The 21,481-nt window shown below is 73.7% G+C and carries 11 protein-coding genes; 6 read left to right on the forward strand and 5 right to left on the reverse strand.

Annotated elements, in window-relative coordinates; all coding sequences use genetic code 11:
- Positions 1-10: 10 nt before the first annotated feature.
- The 4 genes from IE108_RS32755 to IE108_RS32770 form a co-directional block, all read right to left on the reverse strand.
- On the reverse strand, positions 11-3,169 hold the full coding sequence (locus IE108_RS32755) for a non-ribosomal peptide synthetase (protein ID WP_064732145.1): 3,159 nt from the start codon (positions 3,167-3,169) through the stop codon (positions 11-13).
- Positions 3,166-7,650: a non-ribosomal peptide synthetase gene (locus IE108_RS32760; RefSeq protein ID WP_064732146.1), complete on the reverse strand. Its 4,485-nt coding sequence runs from the start codon at positions 7,648-7,650 to the stop codon at positions 3,166-3,168. The genes IE108_RS32755 and IE108_RS32760 overlap by 4 nt, the downstream gene beginning before the upstream one ends.
- On the reverse strand, positions 7,647-11,030 hold the full coding sequence (locus IE108_RS32765; RefSeq protein WP_064732486.1) for a non-ribosomal peptide synthetase: 3,384 nt from the start codon (positions 11,028-11,030) through the stop codon (positions 7,647-7,649). The genes IE108_RS32760 and IE108_RS32765 overlap by 4 nt, the downstream gene beginning before the upstream one ends.
- 116 nt (positions 11,031-11,146) lie before the next feature.
- Positions 11,147-11,908, reverse strand: a complete 762-nt coding sequence (locus tag IE108_RS32770) for a thioesterase II family protein (protein ID WP_064732147.1) — start codon at positions 11,906-11,908, stop codon at positions 11,147-11,149.
- 185 nt (positions 11,909-12,093) lie between these two features.
- On the opposite strand from IE108_RS32770, the gene IE108_RS32775 reads away from it, so the two are divergent.
- Positions 12,094-12,855 carry a sulfotransferase-like domain-containing protein gene (locus IE108_RS32775; protein WP_226487548.1) on the forward strand — a complete coding sequence of 254 codons (762 nt, stop codon included), beginning with the start codon at positions 12,094-12,096 and terminating at the stop codon, positions 12,853-12,855.
- A gap of 19 nt (positions 12,856-12,874) precedes the next feature.
- Here the strand turns inward: IE108_RS32775 and IE108_RS32780 are convergent, their stop codons facing one another.
- Complete coding sequence (locus tag IE108_RS32780) at positions 12,875-14,170, reverse strand: MFS transporter (protein WP_064732149.1); 1,296 nt, start codon at positions 14,168-14,170, stop codon at positions 12,875-12,877.
- A gap of 161 nt (positions 14,171-14,331) precedes the next feature.
- On the opposite strand from IE108_RS32780, the gene IE108_RS32785 reads away from it, so the two are divergent.
- The 5 genes from IE108_RS32785 to IE108_RS32805 are packed head-to-tail and all read left to right on the forward strand — an operon-like array spanning position 14,332 to position 21,362.
- Positions 14,332-17,613: a non-ribosomal peptide synthetase gene (locus tag IE108_RS32785; protein WP_064732150.1), complete on the forward strand. Its 3,282-nt coding sequence runs from the start codon at positions 14,332-14,334 to the stop codon at positions 17,611-17,613.
- Complete coding sequence (locus tag IE108_RS32790) at positions 17,610-18,563, forward strand: thioesterase domain-containing protein (RefSeq protein ID WP_064732151.1); 954 nt, start codon at positions 17,610-17,612, stop codon at positions 18,561-18,563. Before IE108_RS32785 ends, IE108_RS32790 begins: the two co-directional genes overlap by 4 nt.
- Positions 18,560-19,723 carry an acyl-CoA dehydrogenase family protein gene (locus IE108_RS32795; protein ID WP_079163885.1) on the forward strand — a complete coding sequence of 388 codons (1,164 nt, stop codon included), beginning with the start codon at positions 18,560-18,562 and terminating at the stop codon, positions 19,721-19,723. Before IE108_RS32790 ends, IE108_RS32795 begins: the two co-directional genes overlap by 4 nt.
- Entirely contained in the window at positions 19,720-20,598 is an 879-nt protein-coding gene (locus IE108_RS32800) for an acyl-CoA dehydrogenase family protein (protein WP_064732152.1), read from the forward strand. The genes IE108_RS32795 and IE108_RS32800 overlap by 4 nt, the downstream gene beginning before the upstream one ends.
- A complete protein-coding gene (locus IE108_RS32805) occupies positions 20,595-21,362 on the forward strand; it encodes a thioesterase II family protein (RefSeq protein ID WP_064732488.1) in 768 nt (255 codons plus the stop codon). The genes IE108_RS32800 and IE108_RS32805 overlap by 4 nt, the downstream gene beginning before the upstream one ends.
- Positions 21,363-21,481 lie beyond the last annotated feature (119 nt).

A 21,481-nucleotide genomic window follows, 5' to 3' on the forward strand; every position in this document is an offset into this window, starting at 1 on the left:
AGCGAGGACCTCATGGCAGTCGAACGACGTCGTGCGGGGTCTCGCGTGGATCGGTGCCGAGTCCGGCGGCGAGCTGTTCGACGGTGTGGTCGCCGAGCATGGGCTCCAGGGAGACCAGGAGCCCTTCCTCCTGGGCGCGCTGGAAGACCCGCACCGCCCGCAGTGAATTGCCGCCGAGCTCGTAGAAGTTGTCGCGGATGCCGACGTCGGTCAGTTCGAGCACGTCCGTCCAGATCCCCGCCAGCAGCCTCTCGGCCGGGGTCCGGGGCGGTACGGCAGCCGCTCGGATGTGCTCGCCGGGGCCTGTCTCGGGCAGCGACGCTCGGTCGAGTTTCCCGTTCGGGGTCACCGGCAGCGCCGGCAGGACGACGAACGTGCTCGGCACCAGGGCCGCGGGGAGCGTACGCAGCAGGAAGCCGCGCAGGTCGTCGCCGGTCGGCCGGTGACGTGGGCAGGCCACGTAGGCGACCGGCCGGATGTCGGCGCCCGAGCCCCGTACCAGGACCGCGCTCTGGCCCACGTCGGGGTGCCGGTCGAGCGCCGCCTCGATCTCGCCGGGTTCCACGCGGATGCCGCGCAGTTTGACCTGGTGGTCGTAGCGGCCGAGGAAGTCCAGTGCCCCGTCGGGAAGGCGGCGCACCCGGTCGCCGGTGCGGTAGAGGCGTGCGCCGCGGGTGCCGAAGGGGTCCGGGACGAAGCGCTGGGCGGTGAGCCCCGGCGCCCGGAGGTAGCCGCGGCCCACGGCCACGCCCCCGATGTGCAGTTCCCCGGGCACGCCGTGGGGCACCGGTTCGCCGCGCCGGTCGAGCACGTGCAGCCGGATGCCTGGGAGCTGGTGGCCTATGGGCAGCCGGGGCCGGTCCAGATCGGCCGGGACGACATGGTGGTGGCTGACGTCGATGGCCGCCTCGGCCGGCCCGTAGAGGTTCCACAGCGCGGTGTGCGGCAGCAGCTCGGCGAAGCGCCGGGCCGTGGCGACGGGCAGTTCCTCGCCGCTGCACTGCACGCGGCGCAGGACCCCGGCACATTGGACGGCGGCGGGGTCGGCGAGGAACGCCTGGAGCATCGACGGGACGAAATGGCAGGTCGTGACCGACTCCTCGGCGATGAGGCCGGCCAGGTAGTGGGGGTCGCGGTGGCCGCCGGGTTCGGCGAGGACGATGCGAGCCGCCGCGGTGAGCGGCCACAGCCACTCCCCGGCGGAGACGTCGAAACTCCACGGGGTCTTGTGCAGCACGCTTTCGCCGGGGGTGAGCCCGAAGGTCCGCTGTGCCCAGCGCACCCGGTTCACCAGACCTCGGTGGGTGTTCATGGCACCCTTCGGGGCGCCGGTTGAGCCCGAGGTGTGGATGACGTAGGCGAGGGAGTCCGGGTCCTGGCCCATCGCTTCGGGGAGCGGGGCGCCGGGGCCGCCCTCGGGCACCCTGTCGGCGCGCAGGATCTCGGCGGCGGCCCCGTGTTCGAAGAGGCCGGCCGTGGTCTCGTCGGTCAGTACCACGGGCGGCGCCGCGTCCGCGACGAGCCGGGCCAAGCGCTCGGCCGGGTGGCCGGGGTCCAGGGGCAGGTAGGCCGCGCCGCTCTTGAGGATGCCGAGGGCCGCGACGAGCTGGTCGATCGAGCGCCGCATGCAGATGGCGACCAGCCGTTCGGGTCCCGCACCGTGCGCGCGCAGCAGCCGCCCCCAGCGGTCCGAGCGCTCTTCCAGGTCGCGGTAGGTGATGTGGTCGCCGCCGCCGCTGATGGCGATCCGGTCCGGGTGCTCCTTGGCGGCGGCAGTGATCCAGTGGTGCACCAGCCCGTCGGCGACGGGCGGTTCGGTGTCGGGGGCGCCGTCGCCGCGCACGCCGAGGGAGAGCCTTCCCACCGGCCGGGCCGGGTCGGTGAGCGCGTCGGTGAGCAGGGCGTGCCAGGCCCGCGCGAGGCGCCGTACGTCAGCGGCGTCCCACCGGGCGTCGTGCACCAGCCGCCCGGTCAGGGCACCGTCCTCGGTCGTGGACAGGTAGAGGTTCAGGCCGAACTGCGCGGGCAGGTCGGCGGCGTCGACGGACTCGGCCGTGACGCCGGGCAGGTTCCACGGCGGGGACGGTGTGTTCTGCAGGGCGATGAGCGCGCCGACCAGCGGGGTGCGGCCCTGGACCCGGTCGGTTCCGGAGACCTCGACGATGCGCTCGAACGGCAGGTCCTGGTGCTCGAAGGCGCCCAGGCAGGTTTCGCGCACGGCGCCGAGCAGCGCCCGGAAGGACGATCGGCAGTCCACCCGTGTCCGCAGGGGCAGTGTGTTCACGAAGAAGCCGACGAGGTGGTGCAGCTCGGGGCGGGGCCGACCGGCGACCGGAGTGCCCACCACGATGTCGTCACGTTCGGTCCAGCGGGCCAGTACCGCCATGTACGCGGCGGTGAGCACCATGAAGGGGGTCGCGGACTCCTGCTTCGCCAGCCGGGCGACGGCCTCCATCAGCTCCGCGGGCACCGCCACGGGCACGTCCGAGGGGCTGCCGTCGCCGACGGCGGCGGCCGCGGGCTCCAGCGGCTCGGCTCCCGCCATGCGCTCCCGCCAGTAGTCGGTGAACTCCGGTCCCGCGGCTGCGACGGTCTCTCGCTGCCAGGCGGCGAAGTCGCCGTACTGGATGGGCAGGTCGGGCAGGTCGGGCAGGTGTGCCGGGTCGGCCGCGGTCTCCGCGCGGTAGAACTCGGCGAGTTCGCCCTGGAACACGCCGATCGACCAGCCGTCCGACACGATGTGGTGCATCGAGACCCCGAACAGCCAGGACGTCTCGCCGAACCGGACGAGGGCGGTGCGCAGCAGCGGGCCGGCGGCGAGGTCGAAGGGCGCGTCGAGGTGTCCGGCCAGGGTGCGGCGGGCCGCGGCGAGCGTCGGTTCGGGCGCCTCGGTGCGGGGGGTCGACGGCCGCATGTCCGGGTGGACCAGCTGCACCAGGTGTCCGTCGGGGCCGAGTTCCAGCGTGGTGCGCAGGATCTCGTGCCGTTCCACGAGCCGGGTGACGGCACGGGCGAGGGCTTCCGGGTCGAGTGGGCCGTCCAGCCGTACGGCGCCCCCGAGGTGGTAGGCGTTGCCGGCGCCGAGCCGGTCGAGCAGCCACAGCCGCTCCTGGCCGAAGGAGGCGGGCAGCTCGAACGGTTCGGCGTCGGCCGGGGCCGGTTCACTCATCGTCGGGCTCCTTGCTCGGCGGGGGACGCGGAGGCTGGTGTGCGGGGCCGGCGGGCGGTGCGCGCGATGGGGGCGAGCCGCGGCGCCCGGTCGCCGGAGGCCTGGGTGATCCGCTCGCCGACGGCGGCGATCGTGGGGGCCCGCAGCAGCACGCCGAGCGGCAGTTCGCACCCGAAGGTGTCCTGGATCCGGCCGACGATCTGGACGGCGAGCAGGGAGTGCCCTCCCAGGGAGAAGAAGTCGTCGTGGACGCCGATGCGGTCGAGGCCGAGCGCCTCCTGCCACATCCGGGTGATGATCCGCTCGGTGTCGTCGCGCGGGGCGACGTAGCCGGTAGCGAGGGCCGGCCTGAGTGACGTGGGTGCGGGCAGCGCGGCCCGGTCCAGCTTTCCGTTGGGTCCGAGCGGCCAGTGGTCGATCACGGTGAGGGAGGCGGGGACCATGTAGTCGGGCAGGGCCCGGTGCAGGTGCTCGCGCAGCCCCGCCACGGTCAGCCGCTCCCGGATCGCACGGCGGGGGTCGTTCGTGTACGCCCCGTCGACGGGCGCCGGTTGCGGGGAGCGGCCGCCCGCCGGGCGGTCGCCCGCACGGAACTCCAGGTCCAGCAGGCCGGGTGTGGCGCCCAGCCGGGGCAGCAGCGTGTGCCCGTCGGGGACGGTCTGGTCCGCGGGTTCACCGGCGGGCTCGGGGGCCCGCTCGGCCAGGACGCGACGCAGCCCGCCCACGGTGTCCGCGGCCCCCTCGCGCAGCAGCCGCACCCTGGCCAGGTCCTCGTTCAGCCGTGCGTCGGGCATGCCCAGCAGGCCGTACGAGCCATCCCGGTCGGGGGCTGCGCGGTCCCAGGGCCGCCAGGCGTCCGGGACGGCGGGGGCGGCCGCACCGCCCGGCGCGGTGATGACCGCGTCGTAGCGGAACCGGGTCAGCTCGTTGCGGTGGGGGGAGGACTTGGCGAGCAGGCGGACCTGGTCGGCGGGGGCGACCGTCTCGAACAGGGCCGGGTGGATGAGCAGTTCCTCCTCGTGGGCGACCTGCTGGTCCACCAGGCGGCGCAGGTCGGCCGCCGGGGTGTGGTCGGGCAGCCGGGCCGCCTGTACGGAGCAGTGGAACGCCTCGGTCAGACGCAGGTCCCGCACGTCGCCCACGAAGAGGTGCCCGCCGGGTGCGAGCAGGTCGAGGGCCGCGCGCAGGACCCGCAGCAGGTAGGAGACGTCGGGGAAGTACTGCACGACCGAGTTCAGGACGATCGTGTCGAACTCGCCCCGGGCGAAGCCGGTGAAGTCGTCGGCGGGCCGCCGCGACAGCTCGGCCTTCGTATCCGCGTCGAGCTGTCCGGCGAGCCGGGTGAGGGCCTCCGGCGAGATGTCGGTGCCGACGTAGCGCTCGCAGTGCGGGGCGAGACGGAGCAGGAACTGTCCGGTTCCGCAGCCGATCTCCAGTACCTTCGCCGGCCGCAGCGCGGTGATCCGCTCCACGGTCTCGTCGACCCAGACGCGCATCTCCTCCTCCGGAATGGGTTCTCCGGTGGCGGAGTCGTTCCATCCGGCGAGGTCGATCTCCTGCGCCGACGGGTTGGACGCCTGGTAGGTGTCGTCGAAGACCGTGCGCCAGCGGTCGACGTGGTCGGTGATCTCCTCCGGCTCCCGCACGGTCTCGACGTCCGGTCCGAGGGCGGCGTAGGCAGCGAGCTGGAGGTCCCCCTCGGCATCGCGGAAGGGCAGGACGACGGCGCGTTCGACGGCCGGGTGCGCGCCGAGGACGGCTTCGATCTCGCCGGGCTCGATCCGCTGGCCGCGGATCTTGAGCTGGTGGTCGACCCGGCCGAGGTAGTCGAGGGTGCCGTCGGCACCCCACCGTGCCCGGTCGCCGGTGCGGTACAGCCGCCCGCCCGGCGTGAACGGGTCGGGCAGGAACCGGTCGGCGGTCAGGCCGGGCCGGCCGCGGTAGCCGCGGGCGAGCGGGAGGCCGCCGATGAACAGCTCGCCCACCGCGCCGGGCGGCACCGGTTCGAGGTGGCGGTCGAGGACGTGGAGGCGGGCGCCGGTGATCGGGGCCCCGATGGGCAGGCGCGCCGTGTGCTCCGGCGCGAGGAGTTCGGGCACCTCCCAGGCCGTCACGTCGATGGCCGCCTCGGTGGGCCCGTAGAGGTTGTGCAGCTGGGTGCCGGGCAGCGCGCCGGCGAAGCGGCGGGCGGTGGCCGGCGGGAGTTCCTCACCGCTGCACACGACCCGGCGCAGGACGCCCGCGCAGTCGGCGGCGGGGCCGTCGAGGAAGGCGCGCAGCATGGAGGGGACGAAGTGGCAGGTGGTCACCGTGTGCTCGCGGATCAGTCGGGCGATGACGCGCGGATCGCGCCGGCCGTCGTCACCCGCCACGACGACGCGTGCGCCGACGGCCAGCGGCCACAGCCATTCCCACCCGGAGACGTCGAAGCCCAGCGGAGTCTTGTGCAGCACCCCTTCGCCCGGCTGCAAGCCGTACGCCTCCTGCATCCACAGGATCCGGTTGACCACGGCCGCGTGCTCGTTGGTCACGCCCTTGGGCCGGCCGGTCGAGCCCGAGGTGTAGAGCACGTACGCGCCGGCGCGCGGCGGGACGGCGAGAGCGGGGCGGGTGGCGGGGGCCGACGGGTCGCCGTCGGCCGCGGTGAGGACGAGCACGGCGCCCGCGTCCTTCGCGAGTTCGGCGCGCCGCTGCGGTGGGTGTGCCGGGTCGAGCGGCAGGTAGGCCGCTCCGGCCTTGAGCACGGCGAGCATCGCGACGACGGCTTCGGCCGAACGCGGAAGTTGTACGCCCACGACGTCGTCGACGCGCACACCCCGGGTTATCAGGCCGTGGGCCAGCCGGTTGGCACGCTCGTCCAGTTCGGCGTAGGTCAGCGTCCGCTCGCCGTCGACCAGGGCCACGGCCTGCGGTGTCCGGTCCGCGGCGGTCTCGAAGAGCTGGTGGAGCAGGCCGGAGCCGGCCGGTGCCACCGTCTGGGCGCCGCTCCAGCGCGGGAGGATCGTCCGCCGGTCGGTGCCGGAGAGTATCCGCAGCTCGTCGGCCGGGGCGTCGGGCCGGGTCAGGCCGTCGTCCAGCAGCGAGAGCAGGCCTTCGGTCAGCCGGGTCGCCGTGGCCTCGTCGAACAGGTCCGTCGCGTACTCCAGCCAGCCGCCGAGCCCGCCGTCCTCGGTGGGGGTGAGTTCGATCTGGATCTCGAACTTGGCGGTGCCGGTGTCCAGCGGGAGCACCTCGATCTCGAGACCGGGCAGGTCGAGCCTGGGGCGCGGACTGTTGTGCAGCACCAGCATGTGCCGTACCAGCGGCACCCTGGCAGCCGGTTCGCGGTCCGGTTGGAGCCGCTCGACGATCTGCTCGAAGGGCACGTCCTGGCCGGCGTAGCCGTCCAGGCAGGCGGTGCGCGCTCGGCCCACCAGGGTGCGCAGCGAGGGCCGTCCGCCGAGATCGAGGCGTAGCGGGAGGGTGTTCACGAAGAACCCGATGAGTGGTTCGATCTCGCTGCGGTTGCGGCCGGCGACCGCGCAGCCGAGGACGACGTCCTCGCGGCCACCGCTCCATCTGCCGAGCAGGGACGTGAGGGCGGCCACGAGCACCATGTAGGGCGTGGCCCTCTCCTGGTCGGCCAGCCGCTTGACCCGGGCCATCAGCTCGGCGGTCAGCGTCAGCGGCACCTGGCCGCCGGTGAAGGATCCGGTCTCGCTCCTCGGGCGGTCCGTCGGCAGGTCGAGAGCCGAGGCCCCCTGGAGGCGGTCGACCCAGCTGCGCAGCGCCTCCTCGTGTCCGGGCTCCCGCATGCGCGCGTTGAGCCAGGCCGCGTAGTCGGCGTACTGCACGGTGGGTTCGGGCAGCGGCGTGGACTCACCCCGGGTGAAGGCGGGGTAGAGGGCTCCGAGTTCGCGCAGCAGCACGCCCAGCGACCAGCCGTCGGCGGCGATGTGGTGCATCGACAACTGCAGCAGGTGCAGGTCGGGAGCCAGGCGCAGCAGCCCGGCCCGCAGCATGAGGTCGCGGGACAGGTCGAAGGGGCGCAGGGCCTCGGCGTCCAGCCGCTCCCGCACCGCGTGCTCGCGGCTGTCCCGCGGCAGGGCGGACAGGTCGGTGTACTCCACGGGTACGGGTGTCGCGGGCTCGACCCGGGTGTAGGGCTCGTCGCCGTCGCCGTGGAAGGTGGTGCGCAGTGTCTCGTGCCGTCGCGCGACCTCGGTCAGGCAGCGGGCGAGCACCTCGCGGTCGAGGGTGCCGCGCAGCTCGGCGACGCCCGTGATGGTGTAGAGCGCGGAGCCGGGCTGGAGGCGGTCGAAGAACCAGATGCGGCGCTGGGCGGAGGACGGCTCGGCATGCGACCGGTCCACGGCGTGCGCCCGGATGGCGGGGCGCGGCGCGGGGGCGCCTCCCTGCTCGGCCAGCAGGCGGTCCAGCAGGCGGCGCTGGTCGGGTGTCATGTCGCCGGGGCGCACCGCGGCGGTGTCGGAGGTGCTCATGCGCCGAGCCCCGCCGTCACCTGGGCGTCGTCCAGGCCGGCGACCTGGACGATCAGCTCCGCCACGCGGTCGGCGTCCGTTCCCGCCTCGGCCGCCGCGGAGCGCAGGCGGTCGGCGAGGGTGCGCACGGTGCCCGCCGCGAGGAAGCCGCGGATCGGAAAGTCCACGCGGAACAGGTCGCGGACCCGGGAGACCACCTGGGTCACGAGCAGTGAGTGTCCGCCGAGGTCGAAGAAGTCGTCGGTCACCCCCACCCGGTCGAGTTCGAGTACTTCGGCCCAGATCCCGGCGAGGACCTGCTCCAGCGGATCGGCGGGTTCGGTGTACGTGCCGGACAGCTCGGGGCGGATCGCGGCCGGGTCGGGCAGCGCGCCCCGGTCGAGCTTGCCGCTCGGCTGGAGGGGGAGTTCGTCCAGGAGGACGAAGGCCGAGGGCACCATGTGGTCGGGCACGCGGTCGAGCAGGTGCCGCCGCAGTTCGCCGACGCTCGGTGGCAGCGGGCCCCGCGTGGTGAGGTAGGCCACCAGACGCCGGTCGGCCTGCTCGCCGCGCAGGAGGACGACGCAGCGCCCCACGTCCTCGTGGGCGCTCAGCGCGGCCTCGATCTCACCGGGCTCGATCCTCAGGCCGCGCAGTTTGACCTGGTGGTCGAGCCGTCCCAGGAACTCCAGCTCGCCGGAGGTGCGCCAGCGGGCGGCGTCGCCGGTGCGGTAGAGGCGACCGGAGGGCGTGCGGCCGAACGGATCGGGTGCGAACCTCCCCGCCGACAGGCCCGGCCGGCGCCAGTATCCGCGCCGCACGCCGGCGCCGCCGATGAACAACTCGCCGGCCACGCCCACCGGAGCGGGTTCGCCGTGCGCGTCCAGGACGTACAGCCGCTGGTTGGGCAGTGGGCGGCCCCATGGGATGGTGCCGGGGACCGGCTCCGGACGGCGTACGAGGTGGTAGGTCGAGCAGTACGAGACCTCCGTCATACCGGCGAGGTTGTACAGCCGCAGGTCGGGCAGCAGTTCACCGAGCCGGTCGGCGAGCGCGGCCGGCGGCCGGTCCCCGCCGAGGACGGCCAGCCGCAGTGCGGCGCCGTCGAGGCCCGGCCCGGCGTGCGCGTGGTTGACCAGCAGTTCGAGCAGCGCCGGCGCCGAACTCCAGGCGGTGACCCGGGCGTCGAGGAGCAGCCGGCGCAACTGCTCGGGGTCGGTGACCTCGATGTCGTCGGGCGGGACGACGACGCAGGCGCCCGCGAGCAGGCTGCCGAGGATCTCGTAGACCGACATGTCGTAGTTGAGGCTGGACACGGCCAGCATCCGGTCACTCGGGCGAAGGCCCAGGGTCCGGTTCAGCCCGGTCAGCGTGTTGGCCACGCCGCCGTGCTCGTTGGCGGAGCCCTTCGGTACGCCGGTGGAGCCGGACGTGTAGATGACGTAGGCCAGGGTGCGCGGGTGCACCGGCGCGGGCCGTGGCGCGGGCTGCTCGTCGGAGCCGGTGTCGTCGACGAGCACCGGACGGGGGCCGGTGTCGTCGCCGTCCGGTGGCCGGAGCCTGCCGGTGGCCGCCACCGTGTGGTCGGTGACGACGAGGGAGAGTCCCGAGTCGCGGATCATCAGGTCGATGCGGCTCTGCGGGTAGCCGGGGTCGAGCGGCACGTATCCGGCGCCCGCCTTGAGCACGCCGAGCACGGCCGTCACCATGTCGGCGGAGCGGGGCAGGCAGATCCCGACGAGGTGTTCCGGGCCCGCGCCCAGCTCACGCAGCCGCCGCGCCAGCCGGTCGGCGCGCTCGGTCAGCTCCCGGTAGGTGAGCACGGTGTCGCCGCACTCCACCGCCGGGGCGTCCGGCCGGGCCTCGGCCTGGGCGTCGATGAGGGTGTGCAGGCAGCCGGCGGTGTCGGCGGCGTTCGCGTCACCGTCTCCGGACAATTCGCCGACCAGCCGCTCCCGTTCGTCCGCGGAGATGAGAGGCAGCCGATCGACCTGGCGTGCCGGGTCGGCCAGCGCGGCCTCGATCACCTGGACGAAGGCGTCGGCGATCCGGCCGGCGGTGGCCGCCTCGAACAGGTCGGTGCTGAACTCCACCCGGCAGCGCAGCCCGCCGTCGTGCTCAGGGACCAGGTCGAGGGCGAGGTCGAACTTGCTGGCGTCCTGGCTCGTCGCCAGGTCCAGCTCCGTCACGTCCAGTCCGGCGAGGGCGGGCGGCTCCCCGGGTACGTCACGCAGGGCGAGCATGACCTGCACCAGCGGCACGGGGCCGAGGGAGCGGTCGGGTCGCAGCGCCTGGACGAGCTTGCCGAAGGGGACGTCCTGGTGGGCGTATGCCTGGGTGCAGGACTGCCTGACCTCGGACAGCAGCGTCGCGAAGGTCGCGGAGTCCGGCACGTCCACGCGCAGCGGCAGGGTGTTGACGAAGAAGCCGGTCAGCGGCTCCAGTTCGGGGTGGACCCGGCCGGCCAGGGGCGAGCCGATCACGACGTCGCGCTGTCCGCTCCACCGGGCCAGCACGATGGCGAAGGCCGCCACCAGGACCATGTACGGAGTCGTCCCGCGCTTCTCGGCGAAGGACGCCACACCCTTCCACAGGTGCGGCGGGAAGGTGAACGGCTGCGACGCCCCGCGCCAGGTGCGGGCCGCCCCGGGTGCGAAGTCGGTGGGCAGCTCCAGCACGGGCGCGCCGTCGAGCCGCTCCCGCCAGTAGGCGATCTGGTCGTCCAGCGGGCCGGTGGCGAGCCAGTCCCGCTGCCAGACGGCGTAGTCGGCGTACTGGATGCCGAGTTCGGGCAGCGGCGAGGGCCGCTCGCACCGGAACGCGTCGTACAGGACACCCAGCTCACGCAGCAGGACGCCGAGGGACCAGCCGTCGGCGGCGATGTGGTGCAGGGCCAGGACGAGCACGTGGTGGTCGTCGGACAGCCGCAGCAGCCGGGCCCGCACCATGAGGTCGGACGCGAGGTCGAAGGGTGTGGTGGCCTCGGTCCGGCAGGCGGCGGCGACCGTCTCCTCCCCGTCGGCGTCCAGCACGGGCAGCGGCACGGGCCGGGGAGGCCCGACGCGCTGCTCGGGCCGGCCGCCCCGGTCGGGGAACGTGGTGCGCAACACCTCGTGTCGGCGCACGATCTCGTCGAGGGCCGAGCCGAGCGCCCCGCGGTCGAGGGCGCCGCGCAGCCGCAGCGCCCCGGACATCACGTAGGCGGTCGAGCCCGGGTCGGCCCGGTCCAGGAACCAGAGCCGTTCCTGCGCGTAGGAGAGCGGGAAGCACGGCTCCCCGGCCTCGCGCGGCAGCCGTCGCGGCCTCAGTGCCGCCGCCCTGCGCCGGGCGAGCTCCAACGTGAGCAGTGCCCGGCGCTCCGCGGACAGCCCTTCCAGCGAGGCCCCCTGCGGCGATGCCACGCCGGGCCCGGTCGTCCGTGTCACCGTGCTGCCGTCCGCGTTCCGTTCTCCGGACGAATCCGCCTTGCCCATGCCTGTTCCTCCCTCTCGGCCTCGCTGCCGCGCGTCCGGACGGTTCATCGGGACCGCAGGAGCCGGCCGCCGACCGCCGCGTCCGCGTCCTCGGCGAGTGCTGCCAGGACCGGCCCGGCGGTTTCCTGAACGAAAAAGTGGCCGCCCGGGAAGCTGCGGGGCGGCTGTTCACGCGTTGTCTGTGCGGCCCAGTCGCGCTGCGCGGCGAGGCCGTCGACCATGGGATCCTGTTCGCCGAGGTAGACGTGGACGTGGCAGGTGAGCGGGGCGCGCGCACCTGGGTTCCGGTCCGCTGCCACACCGAGGTCGGCGCGCAGCACCGGCAGCAGCTCGGCGAGGAACTCCGCGCTGGTGAGCAGTTCCTCGGGGGTGCCGCCGAGGTCGCGCAGCCACCGGACGAGGTCGCCGTCCGAAGCCTCGGGCCGGATCGTCGGCGTCCGCGGCCGCGACAGCTCACTGGCGGCGGCGATCAGCGCCAGGGGTTCCCGTCCGTGCCGGGCACGTAGCTCGTGGGCGAGATCGAGGGCGAGGACCGCTCCCATGCTGTGCCCGAACAGCAGCACCGGCCGCTCCAGCAGCGGTTCCACGGCGTCGGCGAACTCCCCGACGGCGGCCTCGGCGCCGTCTGCCCACGGCTCACCCTTGCGGCCGCCGCGGCCGGGCAGTTCGAGCGCCGCCACACCAAGGCCCTCGGGCAGCCGCCCGGCCCAGTCCCGGAACAGCCGGGCGTCGCCGCCTCCGGGGGGCAGGCAGATGAGCCACATCCGGACCTCGTCCGTCTTCGACCACACCCGTAGCGCGTTCATGCGACACCACACTGTTCCCGTCGAGCCGGACGATCCCTGCAGAGCTGGTTCGAGGTTCGCAGTCCCCACGGGGGCCGGACAGTCGGGGAGTTCCCCTACGCGGCGAACGCGGTCGACCCGGCCTGCGGGGCGCTGCTTCGTGCCAGACTTCTCGGCGCAACCGGCAGGCCGGCGAGGGGATGACCGTGACGGTGACCAGGTGGGACGAGTCCGAGGACGGGCCGCGCATCATCGCGCTGTGGAGCATGCCGCGCAGCCGCTCCACGGCCTTCTTCCGGATGATGGCCGAGCGCGGAGACTGTCATGTGCTGCACGAACCCTTCTCCAACCTCGCCGAGTTCGGCAGCGTGCAGGTGGGTGGCCGGACGGTGGAGAAGGAGACGGAGCTGCCCGACGCCATCCGGGAGCTGGCCCGGTCCAAACCGGTCTTCTTCAAGGACACGACCGACGAGCGCTATCCCGCGCTCCTCGACGACGAGGCCTTCCTCGGCCGCGACGCCACGCACACGTTCATCGTCCGCCACCCCGCGGAGACCATCGCCTCCTACTACGCGCTCAACCCGGATGTGCGGCTCCACCAGATCGGCGGCGAGGCGCAGTTCGAGATCCATCGGGCGGTCGCCGCGCGGTGCTCCCGGCCGCCGGTCGTCATCGACTCCTCCGACCTGGTCGAGGACGCCCCCGGTCTGGTCGCGGCGTACTGCGCCGCGGTCGGCATCCCGTTCCTGCCCGAAGCGCTGAACTGGCGGCCCGGGGAGCGTGAAGAGTGGCAGCGCACCTCCCACTGGCACGCCGAGGCCAGTGCGTCGGCCGGCTTCCGCACGCAGCGGCGCCGCCATGGGACGGACCCGGCGGCGCACCCGGTGCTGTCCTCCTACCTCCGGCACCACCTGCCGTTCTACGAGGCTCTGCACGAGCACCGGCTGCGCCCGGCCGGGTCCCGGTAGCCGCACGGCGACCGGGCTCTCAGGTCCGCGTCTCGAGGGCGTCCCGCTCCGGGTGCGCGGGGGCCTTGCCGAGCGAGCGCACGGTGCGGTGCCCGAGGGGCAGCACGGACAGCGTGAACACCAGCGGAACCGTCCACAGTGCCGCTCGCGCCCCCAGTGCCTCCACCAGGACGCCGCCCAGCAGGGCTCCCACCGGGATGGTCCCGAAGGTGGCCATGCGGTAGCTGGCGTTCATCCGGGCGTGGAGACCGGGAGGCGTCAGGAGCTGCCGCACCGTCACGCTCACGACGCCGCCGACGCCCGTGCCCGCCGAGGTGATGCCGAGGGCCAGAGCGAACGACGCGACGATCAGGACGCGCGGGCCGTCCGCGAGCGGGAGGATCCAGAAGGCGTTCACCGTGACCGCGAGGGTGCCGAGCATGGCCCGGCCGTAGCCGAGGCTCCGGATGAGCCGGGGAGCGGCCAGGGTGCCCAGAACGGCGCCCACTCCGCCGCAGACCAGGACCAGGCCGTAGGCGGCGCTGCCGTATCCGCGGTCCTTGACGAGGTGGATGACGAGGACGACGTTCAGGAGCTGGACACCGGCGTTGTTGATCGCCGCGTGCAGCGCGATGTTGCGCACGCTGGGTGTCCCGAAGACCGCCCGGAGCCCCTCCCGTACCTCCTTCGGCAGGTCGCGAGCGGTGCGTCGGGTGGTGGGCGGGGGCTCCCGGTGCCGCAGCCGCCCCGTCATGAACGCGCTCCACAGGTAGGACAGCGCGTCCAGGACCAGGGCGTTGGAGGCGCCCACCAGCGCGGTCAGCCAGCCGGCGAGGCCGGGGCCGGCGGTGCCGCCGACGGCGAGTCCGACGTTCAGTCTGCTGTTGGCCGAGGCCAGCCGGTCGGCGGCGACCAGCTGAGGGACCAGGGACAGCTTGGCGATGTCGGAGACGACCGCCCCGGCTCCGCCCAGCAGGGCGATGGCGTAGAGGTGCGCCAGGCCGAGCGACCCGAACGCGCCGGCCACCGGGACCGAGAGGACCAGGGCGGCACTGAGCAGGCTCGTCACGATGAGCACCGGCCGACGGGTACGGTTCTCCAGCCACACCCCGGCCGGCAGCGGCACCAGCAGGAACGGCAGCGTGTAGAGGGCCTGCAGCAGGCCGATCTGGCCGGCCGAGGCGTGCAGCGCGGTCACCGCGGTGTAGGGAAGCGCGAAAAGGGTTATCTGCGAGCCGAGTTGGGACACCGCGTCGCCGGCCCACAGGCGCCGGAAGTCGCCGCCGTCCTGTCGGGCCGCTCGCGGATCCGCTCGCCGCTCACTTCGGATCGGCACCGGTGCACCACCTCACTTCGGGCTCCAGCTCCGGGGAGCGTCCGGGCCACGTTGGGACATCGGGGCCGGGTCCGGCCAGTCGGGAGAAGTCCCGATAGCCGCCGGGCGCCGCGCGGGCCACAGTTGCCTGGCACCAGGAGTCTGCGCAGAGGAGATGCAGCATGCCGAGGTTCGAAGCCGGGCCGATCCCGGCTCGTGTCCGCACCGCTCGCACCGCCACTGGTGACGTCGCCGAGGCCAGACGCCTGCTGAAGGAGCTGGGCGCACGCCGCGACGCCCCCACGCGTATCGCCCCGGTTCCACGGGACCGCCCGCTCGCACTGTCCTTCGCCGGGCAGCGGCTCTGGTTCCTCGACAAGTGGACGCCGGGGCAGCCCGTCTACAACTCCCCCCTGGGATTGCGGCTGTCGGGGCAGCTGGACCACGGGAAGCTGATCGACGCCCTCACCGCCGTCGTCGGACGGCACGAGAGCCTGCGCACCCGCTACAGCGAAGAGCACGGCGTGCCGCACCAGATCGTCGATCCGGCCCCGGCTCGCGTGGACATCCCCCTGACCGACCTGACGGGTAGGCCCGACGCCGAGGAGGAGGCCCGCGCCCTCGCTCACGACGTGGCCACGGGCGCCTTCGACCTGGCCCGGGGCCCACTGCTGCGCGCGCGGCTGATCCGTCTCGCGCCCGAGGAGCACGTGCTCGTCCTGTGTGTGCACCACATCGCGACCGACGGCTGGTCCACCGGCATCCTGGTCTCGGAGCTGACGGCCTGCTACGCCGCCGCGGTCGCCGGGACCACGCCGGATCTTCCGCAACTCCCCGTTCAGTACGCGGACTTCGCCGCCTGGGAACGGGAGCGGGCGTCGGCCGAGTCGACCGAGCGGCTGCTGGCCTACTGGCGGGAACGGCTCGCCGGACTGCCGACCCTCGACCTGCCCACCGACCGGCCACGCCCGGCCGAGCAGAGCTTCCGCGGCGCCACCGCCGTCCTGCGCCTGCCCGACGGACTGCGCACGCGGCTCGGCGAGTTGGCGCGTGCCGAGCAGGCGACACTGCTCAGCGTGCTGCTGGCGGCGTTCAACGCCCTGCTCTCCTGCTACACCGGGGCCAAGGACGTGGTGGTCGGTTCGGTCTTCTCCGGACGAGACCACCCCGACGTCGAACGGCTCATCGGCTTCTTCGCGAACACCCTCGTGCTGCGCACCGACACCGGCGGTGACCCGGCGTTCAGCGAACTGGTCGCCCGCACCAGGGAGACCGTGCTGGGCGCCCACCTCCACCAGGGCCTCGGCTTCGACCGCCTCGTCAGGGAGCTGCGTCCGGAGCGCGACACCAGTCGGAACCCGCTCTTCCAGGTCTCCTTCACGCTGCAGAACGCGACCGTCGGCAGCGGTGGGGCGGGCGCCCTGCGCGTCGTACCCGAGCCCGTCGGTCAGGGCACCGCCCGGTTCGATCTCGCCGTGCAGGTCACCGAGGTCCCGGGTGAGGGCCTCGACCTGTGGGCCGAGTACGCCACCGACCTCTTCGACGCCGAACGCGTCGAGGCGCTGCTCGCGCAGTACGCCGCCGTACTCGACCAGGTGTGCGCCGATCCCGCGGTCCGGCTGTCCCGCCTCGATCTGCTCGGCCCCGACCGGCGGGCCCTGGCCGTGCGCCACAGCACCGGCCCGGCCGCACCCGGTGCGCGCGGCCGGCTGCTCCACCAGCTTTTCGAGGAGCGCGCGGGCGCCGATCCCGATGCCCCGGCCTGCCTGTTCGAGGGCGTCACCGTCTCCTACGGCGAGCTGGACGCCCGCGCCGACCGTCTGGCCCGGCGGCTCGCCGGTGTCGGCGGAATCGTCGGCGTGCTGCTGCCCCGGGGCCCCGACCTGCCCGCCGCGCTGCTCGCGGTACTCAAGAGCGGTGCCGCCTACCTGCCGCTCGATCCCGGCTACCCGACGGACCGTATCGCCTGGATGCTCGGCGACGCCGACTGCCGGACCGTGGTGACCGTGGCCGCCCTCGCCGGACTGCTGCCCGAGGGCGTGACCCCCGTGCTGCTGGACGCCGGGGACGCGGCGGACACCGATCGCCCGGACCGGGATCCCGCGCCGGCGATCGACGACGCGTCGGCGGCGTACGTCATCTACACCTCGGGCTCCACGGGCCGCCCCAAGGGCGTGGTGGTGGAGCACCGGCAGGTGGTCGAGTTCGTGCTCACCATCGTCGGGACCTTCCGGCTCGGGCCGGGCGACCGCGTGCTGCAGTTCGCCAATCCCGCCTTCGACGTCAGCGTCTTCGACTTCTTCTCGGCGCTCACCAGCGGCGCGGCGCTCGTCCAAGCCCCGGTCGAGGTGCTGCACGACTTCGGCCGGCTCGCCGATCTGATGCGCACCACGGCGGTCACGGTCACCGACCTGCCGCCGACGATCCTCGCCGAACTGGACGCCGGCGCCTTCCCCGACCTGCGGGCCCTGTTCGTGGGCCTGGAGCCCTACCCGGGGGACCTGGTCAACCGGTGGAACATCCCCGGCCGGGAGTTCCACAACGCCTACGGTCCCACCGAGGCGACCGTGGCCTGCATCGACCACCTCGTGCCCGGCGTACTGGACGGTCCCCCACCCATCGGTCTGCCACTGGCCGGCTACCGGGCCTACGTCGTCGACGAGCGCGGCGACCTGGCCCCCGACGGAGTGCCCGGTGAACTGTACGTCGGCGGGACCGGGGTGGCCCGCGGCTACCTGGGCCGTCCGGGACTGACCGCCGAGAGGTTCCTCCCCGACCCGTTCGGCCCGCCGGGCAGCCGGGTCTACCGCACCGGTGACCTCGCCGTCCGGCGCTCGGACGGTGTCCTCACCTTCCTCGGGCGGGCGGACCGCCAGCTCAAGGTGCGCGGCCTGCGCGTCGAGCCGGGCGAGATCGAGGCCGTGCTCACCGGTCAACCGGGGGTACGGCAGGCCCTGGTGACGTTGCGGGACGGCTCCCTCGTCGCCCACCTCGTGACGGCGGACGGCGCCGCCCCCGACACCACGGCCCTGCGCGCTGCCCTGTCCGCCGTGCTGCCCGCCGGCCTGGTCCCCTCCTCCTTCGTGGCCCTGGACGCCTTCCCGCTGAACGCCAACGGAAAGATCGACCACGCGAGGCTGCCCGATCCCGAACGTCCCGCCGTGTCCGAACGAACGGAGCCGCGCACCCCGACGGAGACGCGTCTCGCGGAGATCTGGAGCGAGGTGCTGGGCACCAGCGACTTCGGGGTGCACGACGACTTCTTCGCCCTGGGCGGCAACTCCCTGCGGATCACCCAGATCACGTCGCGGGTGCGCGAGGCCTTCGGAGTGGCGCTGGAACTGCGGGCCTTCTTCCGCGCGTCCACCGTCGCCGGTCTCGCCGCGCTCGTCGAGAGCGAGGAGCTGGCCGCGGCCGACGAGGGCCTGCTGGCCGAGTTGCTCGACGATCTGGAGACCCGGTGACGGACACCGAGCTGCGCGCGCGCCTGGCCATGCTGTCGCCCGACCGGCGGTCCGAGTTGCTGGACCGCCTGCGCACCAGACGGGCGGCCGACCCCGGTGCCCGGTCCACCGCGAGGGTGCCGGCCGGGCGGTCTCCCGACAGGCCGGCGGATCTCGTGATGCCCCTGCTGTCGGGCAGCGGCGGGCACGCCCCGGTCTTCTTCGTCCACGAGAGCAGCGGATCGCCCCTGGCGTACGGGGCGCTCTGCCGTGAGCTGCCGGACGGCATCCCCTGTCAGGGGATCTCGGTGCCGGGGCTGGACCGGGGCGCCCTGCCGCGGACCGTGGCCGAGATGGCCGAGGCCTACGCCGACGCTGTGTGCGAGGTGTCGCCCGAAGGGCCGTACCGACTCGTCGGCTGGTCGGTCGGCGGCGTCCTCGCCCACGCGACCGCGGTGCGGCTGCGCGAGCGCGGCAGGGAGGTCGCCCTGCTCGCACTGCTCGACACCCAGGGGCCGGCCGTGCTGGAGGAGGAACCGGACGCGGCGCTGCTGCGCGCCATGTTCGCCGAGAACGTCGCACTGACGGCGGGGCAGCAGCCGCCGGCGGGCTCCGTCGCGGAACTGGCCGCGCTGGACGAGACGGCACAGGCCGACCGGGTCATGGACGCGCTCAAGGCGGCGGGGCTGGTGCCGACCGGATCCGCATCCCTGCTGAAACGCCGGATGGAGGTCTTCCGCACGATCGTCGCGACGGCCGCGGTGTGGCGGCCCGAGCGGTACGACGGGCAGATCGATCTGGTGCTCGCGGAGACCTCCGACGCGTCCGTCGTCGACGCCTGGAGGACCTGGACCAGCGGGCCGGTCGTCCGGCACGACGTGCCCGGCGATCACTACGCGATGATGCGCCCGCCGCAGGTCGCGGAGTCGGCCCGGACGCTCGGCACCCTGTTGCTCGGGAGGACGAAATGAGCACGACGAACCTGACCGTGGCCGATGTGCCCGACACCCGCCCCACCCCGGCGCAGCGGGCCTTCCGCACCGAAGTGCGCGCCCTGCTGCGCTCGCCGGTCGTCCAGGAGGAGGTCGGGCGGCTCCGGCGGCTTCCCCCCGGGAACGAGCCCGGGCTGCTGGAGACCTACCGCCTGCTGGGCGAGCGGGGCTGGCTCGCGCCGAGCTGGCCGGAGCGCTACGGCGGCCGTGGGCTCGGGCACCACGAGGCCGCCGTGGTCACCGAGGAGATGATCCTCGCCGGTGTGCCGGACGACGCACACGTCTTGAGCGTCGACATCGTGGGGCGCTTCGTCCTCGACAGCGGTACCGACGCCCAGCGCGCCCGGCTGCTGCCGGCGCTGGCCCGCGGCGAGCAGATCGCCACCGTCCTGTTCACGGAGCCGCAGGCGGGGTCCGACCTCGGGCGGATGACCACTCGGGCGGAGCCCGACGGTGACGGCGCCTGGCGGCTGTACGGCACCAAGGTGTTCAACCAGAAGTCGGGCTTCGCCGATACGGCGCTGTGCGCGGCGGTCACCGTGCCGGGACCCATGCCCGGCATCGGACTCTTCCTGCTCCCGCTGCGCTCCCCCGGCGTGACGATCCGCACGCTGTCCAACCTCACCGACGACGCCTTCTGCGAGATCTCCATCGACGGCGTCCGGCTGACCCGCGACGACGTCCTCGGCGAGGTGGACGACGGCTGGAGGATGATCAGCGAACTGCTCGTGCTGGAGCGGACGGGCATCGACTTCCACGCCAAGATCCGCCACTGGCTCGACTCGGCGGCCGACGCGGTGCCCGAGGACCTGCGGGACCGCTACGCCGAGCTGGACGCCCGGCTGTCGGCCGGGCACGCGCTCGCCTGGCGGATGGTGACGGAGCTGGACGCGGGCCGGGCCGATCCGGTGCTGGCCGCGATGTCGAAGTGGTACGTCACCGAGCAGGCACGTGAGGTGGCCCGCTTCTGTCTCGAACTGCGCGGCCGGGAGGGCCTGCTGACCAACCAGGACCGCGACGCGCCGGACCTCGGCCGCGTCGAACGGGCGCTGCGCTACGCACCGACGCTCACCCTCGCCTCGGGAACGTCCGAGGTCATGCTGCGCACCATCGCGACGTCTCACCTGGAGATGCTGTGACGACCACCGCCGCTTCGCTGACCGACATCTTCTCCCCCGAGTTGCGACCCGTGCTGCGCAGGCTGGGTGAACGCCCGCTGTCCGAGGAGTCGGCGACCGTCCAGGGCGCCGTCTGGGCGGCCCTGGCGGGGGCGGGCGCCCTGCGCGACGTGCACGCCGCCGTGCCGGTCGCCGAACTGCTGGGCGAGACGCTCTACCGCGGGCCCTACCTCGACACCGTGGCGGCCGTGGAGGCACTCGCCGCGCTCCCCGTCTCTCCCGGGACGACCTCCGTGCTCGAAGCGCTGCGCTGCGGCGACCTCGCGGCCGCGTACGCCGGACCCGACCGGCGCTTCGTCCGCTGCGCGGACCAGGCAGACCTCCTGGTCACCGTCGACGGGGCCGAGTTGACCGTGATCGAGCTGGACCGGGCCGGGGTCCGGCTCGACGAGCACTCCGACCTCGGCCGCGGCGGCCTCTTCGGCGTCGACGTGGCGGGCGACGTGCCGACCTTGCTGTCCGGCCGGCTCCCCGACCCGCAGATCCTGACCGACCGGATCCGCTCCCGGCAGGCCGCCTATCTGGCCGGCCTGAGCCGCGGCGCCCTTGATCTCGCCTCGGTGCACGCGCGCCGCAGGACCGTCTTCGGCCGACCGCTCGGCGGGCACCAGTCCGTCGCCTTCCGCCTGGCGGCGCTGTCCGCCCGGCTGGAGGCCGTACGCAGCCTCGTCCACCGCGGGGACCACCCGGTCCACGGGCTGCGTCTGGCCCGTGAACTGGCGGTGGACACCGCGACGGAGTCCCTGCAACTGCACGGTGCGTCCGGTCTGCTTGACGAGGACGACGCGCAGCTCTTCTACCGCCGGGCCCTCACCGAGTCCGCCCTGTGCCGATGACCGACCCAGCCGCGGCCGAACGCGACCTCTGGATACGGCAGTTCCGTCCGGCGGGTCCGGGTGTCCCGCGGCTGCTCTGCCTGCCGCACGCGGGTGGCTCGGCCGGCTTCTACCTCCCCCTCTCGCACGCCCTCTCGCCGCTCGTGAACGTCCTGGCCGTGCAGTACCCCGGCCGTCAGGACCGGCGCGGGGAACCGGCCCTCAGGTCCATCGAACCCCTCGCGGACACCCTCCTGCGCCTGCTCGATCCCGAGGACACCACGCCCCTCGCCCTCTTCGGACACAGCATGGGCGCCGTCGCCGCCTTCGAACTCGCGCGCCGGCTGGAGGCCGACGGCCGCCCCGCCTCCCTGCTCGTCGCCTCGGCCCGGCGCGGCCCGTTCCTGCCGCCCGGGCCGTCCTTCCACCACCTCGGTGACGCCGCCATCCTCGCCGAGGTGAGGAACCTGGGCAGCGCCGACGCCCTGCCGCCGGAGCATCCCGCACTGCTGCAACTGGCACTCCCCGCGCTCCGTGCCGACTTCGAGGCCGTGGAGTCCTACCGTGCCGCCCGGGCCGCACCGCTGAGCTGCCCGGTCGTGGCCATGACCGGGGGCGACGACCCTCGCGTCTCCCCCGCGGACGCACGGGCCTGGTCGGACGTCACCGACGCTCCCGCATCCCTGTCCGTCCACCCGGGCGGTCATTTCTATCTCCTCGACCGCACTGCCGAGATCGCCTGCGAGCTTCGGACCCTTCTCGGCGTGCGGCCGACGCGGACCTAGGGCGACTCACGAGCCCTTCTTGAGGACCCGGGTTCTACGCTTCCCAGGAATCGGCTCACGGGGGCTGCTCCACAGCCCACACCTGCAGGTGCCCCAGACGGTATGTCCAGACGGTATGT

It is taken from the genome of Streptomyces parvulus (assembly GCF_014648855.1).
In the GTDB taxonomy this organism is placed as follows: Bacteria; Actinomycetota; Actinomycetes; order Streptomycetales; family Streptomycetaceae; genus Streptomyces; species Streptomyces parvulus.

Excerpts from the sequence above, each read along its gene's own strand:
- IE108_RS32755 (WP_064732145.1), bottom strand. The coding sequence starts at position 3,169 with ATGAGTGAACCGGCCCCGGCCGACGCCGAACCGTTCGAGCTGCCCGCC.
- IE108_RS32760 (WP_064732146.1), bottom strand. The coding sequence starts at position 7,650 with ATGAGCACCTCCGACACCGCCGCGGTGCGCCCCGGCGACATGACACCC.
- IE108_RS32770 (WP_064732147.1), bottom strand. The coding sequence starts at position 11,908 with ATGAACGCGCTACGGGTGTGGTCGAAGACGGACGAGGTCCGGATGTGG.
- IE108_RS32785 (WP_064732150.1), top strand. The coding sequence starts at position 14,332 with ATGCCGAGGTTCGAAGCCGGGCCGATCCCGGCTCGTGTCCGCACCGCT.
- IE108_RS32795 (WP_079163885.1), top strand. The coding sequence starts at position 18,560 with ATGAGCACGACGAACCTGACCGTGGCCGATGTGCCCGACACCCGCCCC.
- IE108_RS32805 (WP_064732488.1), top strand. The coding sequence starts at position 20,595 with ATGACCGACCCAGCCGCGGCCGAACGCGACCTCTGGATACGGCAGTTC.